Raw genomic sequence first — 17,661 nt, 5'->3', positions numbered from 1 at the left:
ATGGAGAAAAATAAAATGACGAATCTTCTCGTTGAACTTCAGACTGAAGAGCTTCCGCCGAAGGCGCTGCGCAAGCTTTCGGAAGCTTTTGCCGAAGGTGTTCGCAAGAGTTTGGCTGATGCGCATTTCCTTGCCGACAGCAGCGTGGCTACCGCCTACGGCGCTCCGCGCCGTCTGGCTGTGCACATTACGGATGTGCTTGCCAAGAGTCCGGACGAAACGTTCCGCCAAAAACTCGTGCCCGTTAAGGTGGGTATCGGCGCAGACGGTCAGGCGACGCCGGCACTCGTTAAGAAGATGGCGGCTCTCGGCATCAACTGTGCAGTCACGGATCTGGAGCGCGTTGATGACGGCAAGAACGAACAGCTTTATTACGAAGGCGTGCGTCAGGGTGTTGAGCTGGCCTCAGGACTTCAGCATGCGCTCGAATATGCTGTGAAGCATCTGCCGATTCCCAAGGTGATGACCTATCAGCTCGCGGACGGTGTAACGACAGTTTCCTTCGTGCGTCCGGTGCGTCATCTGACGGCGCTTTTGGGTACAGAAATTGTACCGGTCGAACTCTTCGGCCTGAAGTCTGGTCGTCTGACGCGCGGCCATCGCTTCCATACGAGCGAGCCGATTGCCATTGAAAATGCCGACAGCTATGTTGAGCAGATGAAGGCTGCGTTTGTCATGCCTTGCTACGATGAACGCCGTGCAGTGATCGAAGCTGAGCTCAAGCGCCGCGCAGCTGCGCTTGATGCCGAAGCGATCATGCCTGAAGACCTTCTGGAAGAAGTTACCGCGCTTACGGAATGGCCGGTGATTTATGAGAGCCAGTTTGAAAGCGAATTTCTCGCGGTTCCGCAAGAATGTCTCATTCTTACGATGCAGCTCAACCAGAAGTACTTTGCACTTGAGGATCGCAGCGGCAAGCTGATGAACCGCTTCCTGCTCGTTTCTCAGCTCATTGCCAAAGACGGCGGCAAGGCCATTTCCGAAGGCAATGCTCGTGTGGTTCGTGCTCGTCTTGCGGACGCGAAGTTCTTCTATGATCAGGACCGCATGCACACGTTGGAAAGCCGTGTTGAGGGTCTGCGTCATGTCGTTTACCACAATAAGCTCGGCAGCCAGTATGAGCGCATGCTTCGTGTTCGCCGCATTGCGGCGGCCGCGGCAGCCCTGCTCGGCGCCAACAAGACCGAAGCGGATCGTGCTGCCATGCTTGCCAAGGCCGACCTCCGGACTTTGATGGTGGGTGAGTTCCCTGAACTGCAAGGCATTATGGGCGAGTACTATGCCGAAAACGACAAAGAGCCCAAGGATGTTGCGCTTGCAATCCGTGAGCACTATCAGCCGCGTTATGCGGGGGATGCGCTTCCGTCGACATCTGTGAGCCTTGCCGTGGCACTTGCCGATAAGCTCGAGACGTTGATTGGTCTCTTTGGCATCGGTCAGCTCCCGACGGGCGAAAAGGATCCGTTTGCATTGCGCCGCCACGCTCTGGGCGTGTTGCGCATGCTCATTGAGAAGGAGCTTGATGTGAGCCTGCCAGCTCTCATTGATGCTGCTTGGGAAGCCGAAAAGGATGTTGCCGGCGTCGTCGATAATCGACAGGAACTGCTCACGTTCTTCGCCGATCGTTTGCGCGTCATGCTTCGTGAGCGCGGCGCCACGGCACAGGAAGCTGATGCTGTTCTTGCAAAGCGGCTTGACAAGCTCGCCGACATTCCGAAGCGCATCGGCGCCGTGCGTGCCTTTATGGATCTGCCGGAAGCAGAGGCGCTTACGGCTGCCAACAAGCGCATCGGTAATATCCTCAAGAAAGTTGAGGGTGAGGTAAGTGAAAAGATTGATCCGGCGCTGCTTCAGGAGGCCGCTGAAAAGAATCTTTTCGAAGAACTCCGCGCCGTTGAACCTGCTGCTGAAGCACTCTACGCTGAAGGCCGCTTTGAAGATATGCTCGTTACGATCGCTGCGCTGCGTTCGCCGGTCGACGCTTTCTTTGAAACAGTAATGGTGAATGCAGAGGATCCCGCGCTCCGCGCTAATCGTCTGGCATTGCTTAAGCGTCTTTATGGCGTTATGAACGCTGTGGCGGAAATTTCTCGCCTGGCTAAGTAACGCTGCTCGATCTGCTTTTTTGACATCGACAGCAGGGCCCGCCTGCCGCATCCTCAGACTTTCCCAAAGAGAGGTCATCGGATCGGCGATGCGGGCCCGCGCCGCTTCTGGATCTAGAAAAGTTCGACTGGATACTTTTGAAAAAGGATTGCCAAAGTGACCTTCGCCAACAATCTTCGAGGTTGGATCTTTTACTTTTTCCTGGCGATTTCGATCATCGTCCTGACAGTGCTGCTTTTATGCTCCTGGCCGTTCATGAGCTATGAGCGTCGCTACGAGGCAGTTTGCCGGCCTTGGGCGAAATGCGTTCTGAAGTTGCTCGATGTTATTTGCGGAGTTCGATGGCGAGCTAAGGGGATGGAGAACATGCCTGACATTCCCTGTGTAGTGCTCGTAAAGCATCAGTCGGCATGGGATCCGTTTTGGCTGGGTGCTTTTCTAAAGCATCCGCCGTGCTTTATCTATAAGAAGTCGCTTCATTGGATTCCTTGTTTAGGTTGGGCGCTTGCAAGCATGAACATGATGGCTATTGACCGCAGCAAAGGACGACAGGCTTTTGAACAATTCATGCGTCGTGGTCCCGAATTCGAAAAGCGCGGTTGGTGGGTGACACTGTTTCCTGAAGGCACACGTGTGCCGATGGGGGAACATGTTCGCTGGAAAACGGGAGGCGCACGTTTTGCGTGTTCGGCCGGTCTGCCGATTTTGCCCATTGCACATAATGCAGCGATTTGCTGGCCGAAAAACAGTGTTGGTAAATGTCCGGGCGTCATTGATGTTGAGATTGGACCACTGATTGAAACCAAAGGGCGCGATCCGCATACGGTCACTGCAGAAGTGGAAGCTTGGATTGAAGGGCGCGTGAACGCCATGCCGCAGCATGCGGGGCACTAGGAGATCCCTCAGGAAATGAGCGCTTCGCTGCAGCGTCAGCTGCCTCATGCATCATCGGTTAGCTTGAACGGGCGTCAGGTCCCCTATGTCACGGTGGCTAATCCCCGACGAAAGTCCATCAGTATTTATTGGACGGGACGCGTTGAAGTTCGTTGTCCGCCGAGTACAACGAAACGGCGAGTTGAGGCCGTGCTGAAGGAGCATGCAGATTGGGTGCTCGCACACTTGCCGGCTGAAGGCGTTCCGGCCAGTCGTTATTGCGATGGCGGTGTTATTCCTTACCGCGGCGGACAGGCCGTGCTTGTCCTTGGTCAGGAGCGCTCTGTCATCATGAAGGTGGGAGATCGTACGGAGGTTTGGCTCAAGGTGCCTAAAGGGGCTGATGAGGACGCCGTGAAGATGGCGCTGGCCTTGGCCCTGAAGAAATATGCCTGGCGGGTTATCAACGACTGCTGGATGCGCGTCATTGAAACTGCGCCAAAGCTGCCTGTCGTTTGGCGGTTGTCGAGCGCCAAAACAAGGTGGGGCAGCTGCACATCACGAGATACGATACGTTTGTCCTGGCGCCTTATCGCTCGGTCAGATACAGAGATCGAATATGTGATTGCCCATGAACTGGCGCACTTGAAGGAATTTAATCATTCTCCGCGCTTTTGGGCGGAGGTGGAGCGGATTTATCCTGGTGCCGTGCAGATCCATGAAAGCATGCGCACGTTGAAGGCTGCGGATAAGTTGGACGATCTCTAGCATCCATGCGAACGGTTTGCCCGATGTAGTCAGGCAAACCGTTTTTAAGAGTTCAGCGGCGGACAGCTGCTTCACGAGCCAGCCGAACGAAGTCATCCACTGATAGTGTTTCAGCACGGGCCGTGGGTTCTACTCCCGCAGAGATAATGCTCGACTCATCAAGGAAAGCCGAAAGCGATCCGCGCAGCATCTTGCGGCGCTGCTGGAATGCTGCGGCTACGATCTCGCTGAAGACCGACATGTCAACTGCAGGGAGATTTTCTACGGGTTTGGGCACCATGCGTACTATTGAGCTGGTGACTTTCGGAGCGGGTACGAAAGCGCCGGGCGGAACGTCAAAAAGCTTATGCATGACGTAGCGATACTGGAGCATGACAGAAAGACGACCGTAGGTCTTACTGCCAGGCACTGCAGTCATACGGTCGACGACTTCCTTTTGCAGCATAAAGTGCTGGTCTATGATGCGCCCCGCGGCGGGTAAAAGGGCAAAAAGAAGCGGAGACGATATGTTGTAAGGCAGGTTCCCCAGCACACGCAGACGCTTGCCGGGCAGAACCGTTTTCCAGTCGAGGGTAAGCGCATCGGCCTCAATGAGTGTGAGTTCTTCGGGTGTGAACTGTGTGCGCAGAAACGCCGCAAGATCGCGGTCGATCTCGACCGCTGTTTCATGACCGGCAAGACTTACCACTTCTCGAGTGAGTGCTGCCTGTCCAGGGCCGATTTCAATCAGCTCATCGCCGGGTTTGGGATCAATCGAGCGGGCGATCCGTTCGATCCAATGCCGGTCATGAAGAAAATTTTGTCCGAATCGTTTACGGGCATGGTGCCCTTCAAGCCATTGCTGCGTCACGATTGCCTGCAAGCGTTTGAGCGAGTTCAAGGGCCGCAGTCATACTGCGGGCGTCGGCGATGCCGCGGCCGGCGATATCGAGCGCCGTACCGTGGTCTACCGAGGTGCGCACGTAAGGCAGACCAAGCGTGACATTGACGCCTTCGGCAAAGCCCACATGCTTTAAAACGGGAAGTCCCTGATCATGGTACATGCAGAGAACTGCGTCCCAACGTTCCATTTTGCCGGGAACGAAGATGGTATCGGCAGGAAGCGGGCCAACAATGTCAAATCCCGGTGCCTTTGCTCGTTCGAGCGCGGGGGTGATCACTTCAATTTCTTCTCGCCCCATGTGGCCGGATTCACCTGCGTGCGGATTGAGCCCGGCGACTGCAATGACAGGGTGCGCAATACCGAAGTCTCGAACAAGCGCACGTTTGAGAATGGCGAGCACCTCATCGAGTACTTTCGGTGTAATTGCATCAGCCACGTCTCTGAGCGGCAGATGGGTGGTAGCAAGTGCCACCTTGAGCGCATTCTGACGAGGCGAAGAGGTGAGCATCATCACGACACGTTTGACGCCGGCAAGATGCTCAAAAAATTCAGTGTGGCCGGTAAATGCTTCACCGGCTTCCGAGAGGATGCTTTTTTGCACTGGGGCGGTAACAACGGCCGCATCAGTGCTTGAAACGCAGATCTGATGTGCACGACGCAGCGTTTCAAGTACATAGGGGCTGTTGCGCACGTCGAGAACCCCCGCATGCACCGTTGTCCCAAGAGGAACATGTTCAAACGAAATGTTCGCAGGCGGCTCGGCGGACAGTCCAAGCTGCACAGCTTGCCTGAGGAGCATTTCACGGTCACCCACAAGAATGATGGGGGCCGTCGATTTCCAAGCGGCCTTTACGGACACTTCTGGACCAATGCCGGCGGGTTCCCCAGTGGTGATGACGAGCTTCGTCATTGTAGATTCTCCCAAATTTGAAACGGCGCTCAGCAGTCGATGCAAAGCGCCGTTTTCAATGGTGTTTCGAGCAGACGGGCGGTCGATCAGCGGCGCAGCATGTCTTTGAGCTGTGGATCGCGGATTTCAACAAAGGCCTGATCGCGCAGTTCGCGTTCCCATTCATAGGAGGCTTCGGCAAGCTTTTTTTGACGAATAGCTTGGCGAGCCGCCACGCGCATGCGTTCGGGATTGCCGTCCTTTTCTGTGCGGCGCTCAACGACTTGAATCAGATGGTAGCCGTAAGGCGTGCGGATAGGATCGGAAATCTGACCGGGCTTGAGTTTATTCATTACGCCTTCAAACTCAGGCACCGTGTCACCGGGCTGTAGCCAGCCGAGATCGCCGCCGCGCGTAGCAGTGGAGTCTACGGAGTGCAGGCGAGCCATCGTAGCGAAGTCGGCTTCACCCGACTGCACGCGATTCTTAATGTCATTGAGACGACGGATCACATCCCCTTCAGGCGTGATATCGCTGACGAACATGAGAATGTGGCGGGCATGGGTCTGTTCGACAGGGCCGCCGCCTAACTTCGCTTGAACACCGTCGCGTTTGTCTTCGAGCTTGAAAACGTGCCAGGCACGCTGCGAAGAGACAACGTAGACGGAACCCGGGGTGGAATTTGCGCGCAGCGCCTCTGCAAAAGTAGCCGGCAGATCGTTCAAAGAACGCCAGCCGAGATCGCCGCCCTTCATCGCATCGTCGGCTCGCGAAAAGCTCGCTGCGAGCGATGAGAAGTTTTCTCCGTCGCGTGCACGTTTAGCGAGACTTTCCGCGGCGGTCTTCACGCTGTCATTTTCGGCAGGGGTTTCTACCGGCAGCAGAATATGCTCAACGTGATATTCCATCTTGTCGTCGCCCTTGATGCCGGCTTGCTCGGCAAGATAAGCGTCGATTTCGCTTTCCGAGATGTCAATTTTTTCGTTTACTTCACGTTCACGCAGGCGCTGTGTGGTGATTTCATCCCGAATTTCATTACGGAAGGAGGCAAAGTTGACACCGTCAGCAGCCAGACGTTGACGAAGTTCCTCGATGGATAGATTGTTCTGTCGAGCAATTTGTTCTACAGAGGCGTTTACCATCTGGTCGTCGACGCGGATGCCTGTTTGTCGGGCGCGCTGCAAAATGGCACGTTCAGAGATGAGACGTTCGAGTACCTGAGCGCGCAGAAGCTCCATTGCTGGAAGCTGAATGTTCTGGCGGCGCAGGTTAATCGCCACCGTGTGAACGCGCTGCTCAAGCTCATGCTCCGTGATGATGTCATTGTTGACGACGGCAACGATGCGGTCGAGTTCACCGGATGCCGCAGGGGCTTGTTCTCCGGCAGACGGCGTGGCAGGAACGCTGTCCATGATGCTTGCTGCCTGGACGGAAGCGCCCGACAACGCAAGCGCTGTGAGCGTGAAGGCGTAAAGGAATGCTTTATTCATAGTAGTCATACGGATCTGCCGTCGTAGGAAGCGGACCGGTTGTCTGGTAGCCGCGGATGTTGCGGCGCAGTTCAGAAATGGGATTGATGCCAATGCTACCGAGCCCATTGAGCTCGAGTTGTAAGAAGAAGTTGGACTCTTGTTCATTCGAGGCCGTGGTGTAACGCTGGGCGGCAAAGCGCAGTGTCCAGCAGTCGTGCAGGTATTCAAATCCGCCAATCAGTTCAATCGGCTTTTTCTGGTAAAGCGAGTAGTTGTAGCGCAAAAGACCATACAGACGCTCTGTGATCGGCCACTGTACAGAGATGTCAACTTGCTTGATGTTATCGTCGTAGGTGCTGTCCGTTACGGAGCCGGCAGAGTAGTTGTAGCGATAAAAGACACCGATGGTCGAGCGGCGCTTGGGCTGCCAGACGAGACCGGTCTTCACGTTCATCATGCGGTTGAGTGAGGATGAATACTGCGCAGAGGCTGATGCCGTGAGGGACTGTGTAAGGCGAGCACCGACGCTCGCGAGCAAGTCGCTTCTCACGTTGCTTTGCGGAGTGTCCTTGTTGCCGAAGTAGTTTGCTTCTTCCGTCGTGTTGAGAAAGCGAACGTTTTGGTCAGAGAAGTATTGGCGCTGCCCCACACTGGCGCGAAAGAGCTCCAATCCTGAAGTTTTGTCGATCCAGCGCGAAGAAATGACGGTAGTGAGCTGATTGGCTTCCGATACGCGGTCATAGCCTGCGTAGAGATTCGGCGTGAAGAGCGAAGCAAAGGAAAGATCCGATACAGTCGTGTCAAAGATAGGAATATCGCTCTGATCGCGGTAGGGGGTGTAGGCGTAATAGATACGCGGTTCAAGTGTCTGATATGCCTCGCGGCCAAAGAAATGGGAGTCGCGCTCAAATACCAATCCGGAGTCGAGCGTGAAGGTCGGCACCACGAAGCTCGGCGACTTGTCGGTGTATTGGTGGTCGCGGCTGAGATTGTTGAGCTGATACCAGGCCCCTTGAATCTGGGCCTTCGGCACAATGAACCACCCCGCGCCTCGCAGCGGATAGCTTGCACTCTGCTCAAGCACTACACGTGTGCCGTCAAGACGTGTGGGATGCGTGAAACGAGTGGCGTCAACGGTCGTCGTGAACTCGAAGCCGTGGAAGTCGCTGTTATAGGCATTCAGAACCATTTGCGGCACACGTTCGTAAGGAACAACCGTTGTGCCGCCGTCAATCTTCAGCGTTTGATTCTTAGTAACGCGCAGCAGCGAATTCCAATAGGTATCGGTCCAGGTCAGACTGTAATCCTGCGGCAGCACTGATTCGGACGACTCGCGGATGTTGCCGGAGAAGTCCGTAATAAAGTCGTCATCGGATACACGGTTGTAGTCGATGTTGGCACCCAGCTTGTCACGTTGATAGTCGGCCTGAATGCGCGTACTCCAACGGTTTTCTTTGGTAGTGCGGTCGCTCGGCAAATAGTCAAGGTTGACTTGTGCGTTAAATGCGTCGTACTTAAATCGTGCTTCATTGCCCAGCATGACGCCGCGCTTGGTCATGACGCGAGGCGTAAGCGTGTAGTCGTAGTTGGGCGCGATATTGAAGTAATAAGGGATAGAGATATCGACGCCGCGAGTCGAGCTCATGCCGTAAGTAGGCGTGAGGAAGCCCGAACGACGCTGGTTGCTGATGGGAAATGCAAACCAGGGCGACGCGAAGATGGGAACGTTCTGGAAGTGCAGTACGGCTCCGGTGCCTGAAGCAGTGAGATCGTATTCGTCGATCTCAAGGTCGTTCATCGAAATGAACCACGAATCATCGTCGCGCTTACAGGTTGTAAAGGAAACATCTTCGAAGGTTGTACGGTTGCCGGACAAGAAGCGAATGTTTTTCGCGCATCCACGTACATTTCGCGGAGCGTACTCCCACTCCGCCTCATCCATGGAGCCTTCTCGTGAAGTGATGCGAAAACGCATGCTCGGTCCCGAAAAGCTTGCTCCAGCACGGCTGATGCGGGCATTTCCCTTGCCGGTTACTTCATCAGTGTCATGTCGATAGGTGATGCGGTCAGCCGTGAACACAGCGCCGCCTCGACGCACTTCGGCATTGCCTATGAGTTCGAGTTCGTCAGCGAGGGAGCCTTCCATACGTTCGGCAGAGGCAAAGCTTGCGGCGTCATCGGCCTGAGCTCGCTTTATGTCGAGCGAATCGACGGATTCAAGATTCACGCGTACGGCCGACGACGCGGCATCCGCACGAGCCTGAGCGGCAATAAACGCAAGGGCGGCAGCCACGCAGAGCGAGACTGCCCGGACGGGAGGCAGAGGCATGAGAAGCTTCGGGCCTATAAAATAATGAGTTCCATCGCGATGGCCCGTTATTAAGTTCCTAATTGGACTGCAAACCAAGAAGCACATGCAGTAAGGACATTCTCGTTTTCGAGGCGTCCGAAGTGTGAATCCGCGGTTGGCAGAAGGGCCACGCATAGATAAAAGATTCTAACAGTTCAATTCGGCGCGCTTGGGGACTCTGCAGGGTCGGCAGCTGAGGCATCCATTGGAAGACGAGATGAAAACTGAACGCGACATCACACTTGAGGCCTGGCTTTCTGCTCTGGCGCCTGCGCACGGGATCCTGCTTGACACGCTTGTTCCAGCGAGTTCTGATGCGGGGTTTCGCCGTTATTTCCGTGTCGGGACGAGTTCGGGCGGCACGCTGATCGTAATGGATGCACCGCCCGCGCATGAGAATCTCCCGGCATACGTACAGGTGAACAAGCTCATGGCTGCGGCGGGGCTAAATGTTCCTCGTGTTTATGCTGCCGATGAGATGCAGGGCTTTGCGCTTATTTCTGACTTAGGAAAGGAAACTTTCCTCGATGTTCTGAATGAGGAAAATGCAGCCAAGCTCTTTGACGCCGCTACGTCGGCTTTGGTGAAGTGGCAGAAGGCATCGCGTCCGGGACAGCTTCCTCTCTATGACCGCGAGGTGCTTTTGCGAGAGCTGAACCTCTTCCCTGAGTGGTATGTGAAGCGCCACTGCGGAGTCGAATGGGATGTCAAACACGAGAAGTGGTGGCAGATGTCGGTGGACGCAATTTTGAAAAGCAACCTCGCCGATGCCAAAGTGTTCGTGCACCGCGATTTTATGCCGCGGAATCTCATGGTGAGCGATCCGCTCCCAGGGGTCATTGATTTCCAGGATGCTCTGATGGGCCCCGTGACCTATGACATCGCTAGCTTGATGCGCGACGCTTTCATCAGTTGGGATGAAGCCTTCGTCCTTGATGTAACCATCCGCTATTGGGAAAAGGCCCGCAAGGCTGGAATCCCTGTGCCGGACGATTTCGGGGCTTTCTATCGAAGCGTGGAATTCATGGGTGTCCAGCGGCATCTTAAGGTGCTTGGCATCTTTGCGCGTATCAACTATCGAGACGGAAAGCCCAAGTACTTGGCAGATACCCCGCGTTTTATTAAGTATGTGCGTCAGACGGCAGGCCGGTATGTTGAGCTTTCGCCGCTGCGCCATCTCATTGACGAACTCGACGGTGTGCGCGAGCGCGCGGGCTACACCTTCTGATTGGGCGAAGAAATGCGCGCGATGCTTCTCTGCGCTGGTGAAGGTCGACGGCTGCGGCCGCTTACTCAGCTCTATCCCAAACCGCTCACAACCATTGGCGGCGTGCCGTTGGCTGTGCGGCAGATTCTGGCGCTCAAGCGTGCCGGGATTACCGAGATCGTGGTGAATGCTGCATACGGAGCACGAATTCTGCAGGCAGAGCTGGGCGACGGAAGCCGTTGGGGCGTCCATCTTGCCTGGTCTGTCGAAGGACATACGGCCGCTGAAGCTTTGGAGACAAGGGGCGGTATTGTCCGCGCATTGCCGCTGCTCATGGCGGGAAGTGAGGACGGTGCATTTATCGTGGCCGCGGGTGATATCGCTACAGATTACGACTATGCGGCCTTAGCTGAGCAGGCACAATCACTTTCCGCGTCAGGAGATTGGGCGCATCTCGTCATGGTGGCTAATCCAACTTTTCACCCCCAAGGCGACTTTCGGCTGGTCAACGGTCGTATTGCCCGTCGTGATGCCGTCGGCGGAGAGATTCTCACTTATGCCAGTCTTGCCGCTTTTCATCCGCAGCTTTTTGCCGGACTTCACGCAGACCGTGCTCCGTTATTCCCATGGATGTTTGAAGCACTGGATGCAGGACGAGTGTCGGGAGAAAAGCTGGTCGGGCGTTGGGCCAATGTCGGAACGCTCGAAGAGCTTGCACGTGCCGAAGATTTGTTTGCAGCTGCGGGGGCGGCGTGAAAATAGGACCGCACGAATTTAAGTTTCCGCTGATGCTCGCCCCGATGGCTGGATATTCCGACAAGCCTTTTCGGGAAATTGTTCGCGAATGGGGAGCTGATTACGCCGTCGCCGAAATGACAGCGAGCCGCGAGGACCTTCGTTGCCGAGCCAAAAGCTTGACACGCTGGGTGGAGCGGGATGAGCCGGGGCTGCACGTCGTGCAGCTTCTTGGCGCAGATCCTGTTGTTATGGCTGAGGCGGCAAAGGCTGCGGAAGATGACGGCGCTGATGTAGTCGACATCAATATGGGGTGTCCGGCCAAAAAGGTTTTAAATACGGATTGCGGCAGCGCACTCATGAAAAATGAATGTTTGACTGCAGAGATTCTCGAGGCGGTTCGTGCTGCAGTTGAAATACCCGTTACGCTCAAAATCCGCACAGGATGGGATCGGGAACACAAAAATGCGCCGGAGATCGCTCGTATTGCAGAGGAATGCGGCATTGCCATGCTCGTTATCCACGGGCGTACCCGCGCCGACGGATTTCGAGGAGATGCGGAATACGACACGATTGCCCGCATAAAGGCTGAGCGCGGCATTCCGGTTGTCGCCAATGGCGACATCGTTTCGGGCGTCAAGGCGCAGGCCGTCTTGAGGGCCTGCGGAGCCGACGGGCTTATGATTGGCCGAGGGGCTGTTGGACGCCCCTGGCTTTTCGCAGAGGTTCGCGCTGCCCTTGAGGGACGTGCATGGAAGCCGTTAGAAAATGGAGCAGTTCTTCGGCATCTTCTTCATCACAGAGCCAAACATTTCGACTACTATGGTGCCCGTCACGGAATTGTCACATTCCGTAAGCATCTTTGTGCTTATCTGAAGCCTTTTTCGGATCCGCTTGAACTTCGTCCCAAGCTTCTTCGGGAAACGGATCCGCAGGTACAGAAAGCGCTCGTCGAGCAGTTCTTTTCAGAGACTGCGCCGGCTCATTGAGATGCATACTGTTTATTGTCTGCTCCTCCCTAAAAGAAAAAACATTCCCAACCATGTCATCCGACGATTTTGCGCTGCTCGACGATTCGGACCTTAGGCTGCCCGAAGATGCGGTCGACGAGCGCTTCGCGGAACTGTTTGAAAAACAGAACGCCACGGTGCGGACTATCAATGAAGACCTCGAAGCAGTCGTCATCCGACAGCTTGACGAGTACTTTGCCCAGCTCGAGGGCAGAACCCCGCACCCACTTTACGATTTGGTCGTGCACGCTGTGGAACGTCCGCTCATCGAATACGCCATGTCGATGTGCCACCGCAACCAGTGCGCGGCCGCCCAGTTACTTGGCATTAACCGGAACACTCTGCGCAAAAAGCTTCTCGAACACGGAATGCTGCAGGCGCGAGGCCGTTCCAAACAGAAGGAAAAGTGAACTATGCGCAAGCAAGCACTTCTGAGCGTCTCCGACAAGGTCGGCATCGTTGACTTCGCCCGCGGCTTGGTTTCCAAGGGCTATCACATTCTTTCCACCGGCGGCACGGCTAAGCTCCTTGCCAAAGAAGGCGTGGAGGTTGAAGAAGTCGCTGACTACACGGGCTTCCCCGAAATGCTCGATGGCCGTGTAAAGACGCTTAATCCTAAGATCCACGCCGGCATTCTGGCCCGTCGTCCGATCCCCGAACATATGGCCGCGCTCAAGGAGCACGGCATTGATCCGATCGATATCGTCTGCGTGAATCTTTATCCGTTTGAACAAACCATTGCTCGTCCGGACTGCACGCTTGACCTTGCAATCGAAAATATCGATATTGGCGGCCCGACGATGATTCGCGCGGCGGCGAAGAATTACGAATCTGTCGCCGTAGTGGTTGATCCGGCTGACTACGAAACTGTTCTCGCTGAACTTGACGCTTACGGCGAAGTTCAGGCAGCCACACGCTTTGCGCTGGCAAAGAAAGTCTTCGCGCATACTGCCCGCTACGATGGCATGATCACGAATTATCTGACGAGCCTTGACGCAGAAGATAAGCCCCAACAGTTTCCGGCCGTCTTTAATCGCCAGTGGGAGAAAGTTCAGGATCTGCGCTACGGTGAGAATCCTCATCAGCAGGGGGCTTTCTATCGCGAAGTGTCGGTCGCTCCCGGCCTTCTCGCCGGCTACGAACAGCTTCAAGGCAAAGAACTCTCCTACAACAACATCGCCGACAGCGATGCTGCGTGGGAGTGTGTGCGTTCTTTTGATGTGCCCGCTTGCGTCATCATCAAGCATGCAAATCCTTGCGGCGTTGCCGTAGCGGCGACGCACGAAGAGGCCTACGCAAAGGCTTTTCTCACGGACAGCAAGTCGGCGTTCGGCGGCATCATTGCCTTCAACGGTCCGGTTACCCGCTCTTGTGCTGAACGTATTTCGCATCAGTTTGCCGAGGTGATTATTGCGCCTGAATTTGATGAAGGCGCTCTTGAGCTCTTCGGGCAGAAAAAGAACCTGCGCCTTCTCAAGATTGCGTTGGGTTCGGCTCACAATGATTTTGAATTCAAGCGCGTGGGCGGCGGTCTTTTGGTGCAAACGCCTGATATTCAGCTTGCTACTGAGGCTGACCTGCGTGTCGTGACGAAGAAGGTTCCGACGCCCAAGCAGATCAGCGACATGCTCTTTGCGTGGAATGTTGCTCGCTTTGTGAAGTCCAACACAATCGTTTATGCCAAGGACGGCATGACGCTTGGCGTGGGCGCAGGCCAGATGAGCCGAGTTGACAGTGCCCGCATTGCAGCGATCAAGGCTGAAGAAGGCGGTTTGTCGCTCGCCGAGAGCGTGGCAGCATCTGACGCATTCTTCCCTTTCCGCGACGGTCTTGACGTCGTCGCAGATCAGGGCGCAGTGGCAGTCATTCAGCCGGGCGGTTCGATCCGTGATCCGGAAGTCATCGCTGCTGCCGACGAGCGCGGCATCGCGATGGTCTTCACGGGCGAACGTCACTTCCGCCACTAACGTTTGTACGCAATCGAGTTGAGGCGGATTAGGTCCGCCCAACGAAGGCATCGCGTATAGTCTGCAGTTAAAGCCGGCGCCGGGGACGGATCCAATCCTGCCGCGGCGCCGGTATTCGTATTAAGGGAGATTCTTGTGAAAGCGTTCTCGCAGCACAGCCTTTCGCGCCGCACACTCCTTGGAGCCGGCATAGCCGCCGGTGCGCTGTCCGCCTGTCCGGCCTTCGCGGATCTGCGCATTGAAATCACCGGTGTAGGGGCCAATCAAATACCTATTGCCATTCAGCCGTTTCAGGGGGCGTCTGCCGCTCCGACGGATCCTGCTGAGGTCATCGCAGCAGATCTTGAGCGGTCCGGTGCTTTTCGCCGGATCTCGGTGACTCAAGAGGCGAGTGCAGAAAACCTTGAAAAACCCGAAGGTCTTGCGGCTGCTGGTAAAGCGGGCGCAGCGGTCTATGTCGTCGGCGCCGTGCAGGCGCTCAGTGATGGACGCTGGGATGTCCGCTGTCTTTTTTATGATGCTGTGAGCGGAGAACAACTCGACTCCATCGGCGTATCAGCCGGGAAAGATTTGCTTCGCATGGCGGCGCATCGCTGCGCTGACCGCATCTATACCCGTCTTACGGGTGAAGGTGCAATGTTTGCGTCACAGATTGCCTACGTAGCGCAGCTGGCCAAGCGCCGTTATGAACTCATTATTGCTGACAGCGATGGCGGCGTGCCGCGTACCGCTCTGCAGTCTCCCGAGCCGATCATTTCGCCGACCTGGTCTCCCGACGGCCGACAGCTCGCTTATGTGAGCTTTGAGGAGCGCAAGCCCATCGTTTATGTGCACGAATTGTCAACCGGCCGCCGTCGTAAGGTGGCGAATTTCCGAGGCAATAATTCGGCGCCGGCTTGGTCCCCTGACGGTCGTGAACTTGCCGTTGCATTGTCCCGTGACGGGTTGACGCAGATCTACCGCATCAATGCGGACGGTTCGGGTCTCAAGCGCTTTACGCAGAGCTACGGCATCGACACAGAGCCCGTTTACTCAAAAGACGGCCGTTGGATCTACTTTACGAGCGACCGCGGTGGTACGCCGCAGATTTACCGCCAGCCGGTGGCTGGAGGGGCTGCTGAACGAGTGACTTTTGGCAGCAGCTACGCGATCAGTCCGGATATTTCGCCTGACGGGATGCGTATGGCGTATATCTCCCGCATTGACGCCGAATACCGCCTCGCGGTAATGGATCTGTCGACGGGGCAGGACATGCTGGTTACGAATACCAATCGTGATGAATCACCGTCCTTTGCTCCCAACGGCCGCTTCTTGGTATATGCCACTGAGGTGAGCGGTCGCGGAGTGTTGGGCACCTGTTCGGCTGATGCCCGCTTGACAACGCGTCTTTACGGGGAAGGCGATATTCGCGAACCCGCCTGGGGACCGATTCTCCCCTGAGTTCGATACAAACCCGATTTTCGTTCTTTTTTTAAAGGAGCTTACAATGTCTATTTCTTGGAAGGTTCTCGCAGCTGCGGCTGCGGTCACCGCTGTACTTTCTGGCTGCTCATCGGTTTCACTTGACGAAGGCAACAAGGCAGGGACGCTCGCTGGCGAGCAGTCCGCCGCTCAAACCACTGCCGTCAATCCCTTCTTGGATCCGGCCAATCCGCTTTACCACCGCTCGGTTTATTTCGCGTTTGACTCCTACGAAGTTTCTCCGGAGTATGCCGCTGTGGTTGAAGCCCACGCCAAGTGGCTTGCTGCCAATCCGGAGGTGAAGATTGTCATTCAAGGCAACACCGATGAACGCGGCGGCCGTGAATACAACCTTGCGCTTGGACAGAAGCGCTCTGAAGCCGTGCTGCAGCGTCTGCAGCTGCTTGGTATTCCCAGCAGCCGCATCGAGGCCGTTTCTTTTGGCAAGGAAAAGCCCATTGCACTTGGTCACAGCGAAGAAGCCTGGGCGCAAAATCGCCGTGCCGATATCGTGTATCCGGAAAGCGTGCTGAAAGCTCAGCCCGCCGCCAAGTAAGAGCTCGTCCAATGCTGGGGCCATAGTGCCCCAGCAGGGCGGAAACGGTCGGTCGATTATCGACTGATCCTTTCTGAGTTTAGTGAGTTGTCCATGTCCTCATTCACCCAATGCATTGCACGCACTGCGATCGGACTTGCTGCCTTATCGGCGGCCTGCAGTGTTCAGGCTTTTGCCGACGATGATGCGCGCCGCGCGATTCTTGAGCTTAGAGAGTCCATCAAGACGCTTCAGACTGATCTGGAAGCCAACCGCAATGCGCAAATTCAGCTTTCGACGGAAATTAATAATCTTAAAGAGCTGAATCGTCGTTTGACGGGCCGCATTGAAGAATTGGTTAATGCGCAGAATCAGGAAAAACGCAATGCCCGGACTCAGTACGAAACGCTCGACAAGCGCCTTGCCGTATTCGAACCTCAGGTTGTGGTGATTGACGGTCAGTCCATTGAGGTATCTGCAGAAGAGAAAAAGGCCTACGATACGGCAGTGGCGCTTTTGCAGACCGGCAAGTACGGCGATGCGGAGAAGGCGTTCAAGGACTTCAATGACAACTTCAAGAAGTCGCCCTACCGGATGGATGCACTTTTCTGGTGGGGTACCAGTGCTTTTGCCAATGAGCACTATAAAACGGCAATTTCATCTCAAAATCAACTGCTTCGAGAATTCTCAAAAGGCGCTCGAGCTGCTGATGCAATGATGCTTGTGGCAAGTTCACAAGCCGCCAGCGGCAGCATTAATGCTGCTAAAGCAACCCTGCAAAAAATCATCAAGACCTACCCGAAAACTGACGTCGCCAAAGAGGCTGCTCAGCGCATTCGGGAGTTTGATCAGAAGAAATAGTTTACGAACGGCTTTGCTTTTTCGGGTTATCCCTTCCGAAAAAACGAGCCTAGAATGATTCCCAAGTTCTAGGGCGGCATTTCCCCGCATTACCCGCAAAAAGGAACAGGAAAGCGCACCTAGGCCATACCGCGAAGGCTGCTTCAAGAGCGGGAAAACAACTCTTGGAGCGACGCTTTCCGACAATATTTTTCTGACGTTGCTGACCAACACGACGGAAAAATAAACCACCAGGATGTTGCAAGCGCAGCTCCCTATGGATCGCGGGATAAGGAATCCGCGGTTCGACCACCCATCAAGGAGGTAATTCCATGACTCAGTGCGACAAGCTTCCGGCCTCGGCCATCTTCCACTGCCCCTTCGTCAATAAGGGCGAAGCATTCACAAAGGAAGAGCGCGCCAAATACGGCCTGAGCGGTCTGCTGCCGACTGCCGTTTCGACTGTTGACCAGCAGGTCGAACGCATGCGTGAAATGCTTAACCGCTTCGAGAAGCCGATCGACAAAGCACTCCTCCTCGACAGCATCCGCAACACGAATGAAGA

15 protein-coding genes and 1 pseudogene are annotated in these 17,661 nt (G+C 55.4%); 12 read left to right on the top strand and 4 right to left on the bottom strand.

Features of this window, described 5'->3' with window-relative positions:
- Positions 1-15 precede the first annotated feature (15 nt).
- The 3 genes from glyS (at position 16) to DES29_RS03790 (ending at position 3,747) form a co-directional block, all read left to right on the top strand.
- Positions 16-2,106, top strand: coding sequence for a glycine--tRNA ligase subunit beta (gene glyS, locus DES29_RS03800; protein WP_021995265.1), 2,091 nt, complete (start codon positions 16-18; stop codon positions 2,104-2,106).
- 156 nt (positions 2,107-2,262) lie between these two features.
- A complete protein-coding gene (locus DES29_RS03795) occupies positions 2,263-3,000 on the top strand; it encodes a lysophospholipid acyltransferase family protein (protein WP_005429495.1) in 738 nt (245 codons plus the stop codon).
- 15 nt (positions 3,001-3,015) lie between these two features.
- On the top strand, positions 3,016-3,747 hold the full coding sequence (locus DES29_RS03790; RefSeq protein WP_021995266.1) for a M48 family metallopeptidase: 732 nt from the start codon (positions 3,016-3,018) through the stop codon (positions 3,745-3,747).
- 52 nt (positions 3,748-3,799) lie between these two features.
- On the opposite strand, the gene rsmA is transcribed toward DES29_RS03790, so the two are convergent.
- The 4 genes from rsmA to DES29_RS03770 form a co-directional block, all read right to left on the bottom strand.
- Entirely contained in the window at positions 3,800-4,597 is a 798-nt protein-coding gene (rsmA, locus tag DES29_RS03785) for a 16S rRNA (adenine(1518)-N(6)/adenine(1519)-N(6))-dimethyltransferase RsmA (protein ID WP_016475175.1), read from the bottom strand.
- Entirely contained in the window at positions 4,578-5,540 is a 963-nt protein-coding gene (gene pdxA / locus DES29_RS03780) for a 4-hydroxythreonine-4-phosphate dehydrogenase PdxA (RefSeq protein WP_021995267.1), read from the bottom strand. Before pdxA ends, rsmA begins: the two co-directional genes overlap by 20 nt.
- Positions 5,541-5,626: 86 nt before the next feature.
- Complete coding sequence (locus DES29_RS03775; protein WP_231293665.1) at positions 5,627-7,018, bottom strand: peptidylprolyl isomerase; 1,392 nt, start codon at positions 7,016-7,018, stop codon at positions 5,627-5,629.
- Complete coding sequence (locus tag DES29_RS03770) at positions 7,002-9,320, bottom strand: LPS-assembly protein LptD (RefSeq protein ID WP_113854485.1); 2,319 nt, start codon at positions 9,318-9,320, stop codon at positions 7,002-7,004. The genes DES29_RS03775 and DES29_RS03770 overlap by 17 nt, the downstream gene beginning before the upstream one ends.
- A 238-nt stretch (positions 9,321-9,558) precedes the next feature.
- On the opposite strand from DES29_RS03770, the gene DES29_RS03765 reads away from it, so the two are divergent.
- The 9 genes and pseudogenes from DES29_RS03765 to DES29_RS03725 form a co-directional block, all read left to right on the top strand.
- Positions 9,559-10,569: an aminoglycoside phosphotransferase family protein gene (locus DES29_RS03765; RefSeq protein ID WP_113854484.1), complete on the top strand. Its 1,011-nt coding sequence runs from the start codon at positions 9,559-9,561 to the stop codon at positions 10,567-10,569.
- 12 nt (positions 10,570-10,581) lie between these two features.
- Positions 10,582-11,304: a nucleotidyltransferase family protein gene (locus tag DES29_RS03760; RefSeq protein ID WP_005429506.1), complete on the top strand. Its 723-nt coding sequence runs from the start codon at positions 10,582-10,584 to the stop codon at positions 11,302-11,304.
- Positions 11,301-12,272 (top strand): tRNA dihydrouridine synthase DusB, encoded by a 972-nt coding sequence (gene dusB / locus DES29_RS03755; RefSeq protein WP_113854483.1) that lies wholly within the window; start codon positions 11,301-11,303, stop codon positions 12,270-12,272. Before DES29_RS03760 ends, dusB begins: the two co-directional genes overlap by 4 nt.
- A gap of 53 nt (positions 12,273-12,325) precedes the next feature.
- Positions 12,326-12,703, top strand: coding sequence for a helix-turn-helix domain-containing protein (locus DES29_RS03750; protein ID WP_005429509.1), 378 nt, complete (start codon positions 12,326-12,328; stop codon positions 12,701-12,703).
- A 3-nt stretch (positions 12,704-12,706) separates the two neighbouring features.
- A complete protein-coding gene (purH, locus tag DES29_RS03745) occupies positions 12,707-14,260 on the top strand; it encodes a bifunctional phosphoribosylaminoimidazolecarboxamide formyltransferase/IMP cyclohydrolase (protein ID WP_005429510.1) in 1,554 nt (517 codons plus the stop codon).
- 135 nt (positions 14,261-14,395) lie between these two features.
- Entirely contained in the window at positions 14,396-15,700 is a 1,305-nt protein-coding gene (gene tolB / locus DES29_RS03740) for a Tol-Pal system beta propeller repeat protein TolB (RefSeq protein ID WP_005429512.1), read from the top strand.
- 46 nt (positions 15,701-15,746) lie between these two features.
- Positions 15,747-16,277, top strand: a complete 531-nt coding sequence (gene pal, locus DES29_RS03735) for a peptidoglycan-associated lipoprotein Pal (protein ID WP_005429513.1) — start codon at positions 15,747-15,749, stop codon at positions 16,275-16,277.
- A gap of 93 nt (positions 16,278-16,370) precedes the next feature.
- Positions 16,371-17,117, top strand: coding sequence for a tol-pal system protein YbgF (ybgF, locus tag DES29_RS03730; protein WP_005429515.1), 747 nt, complete (start codon positions 16,371-16,373; stop codon positions 17,115-17,117).
- A 311-nt stretch (positions 17,118-17,428) separates the two neighbouring features.
- A pseudogene (locus DES29_RS03725) lies at positions 17,429-17,661 on the top strand (NAD-dependent malic enzyme); the annotation flags it as partial.

Origin of the sequence: Sutterella wadsworthensis (genome assembly GCF_003315195.1) — a bacterium.
GTDB classification, from domain to species: Bacteria; Pseudomonadota; Gammaproteobacteria; order Burkholderiales; family Burkholderiaceae_F; genus Sutterella; species Sutterella wadsworthensis.
Note: the sequence above shows the minus strand (reverse complement) of the source record. Positions and strands in the feature narration are given on the sequence as shown.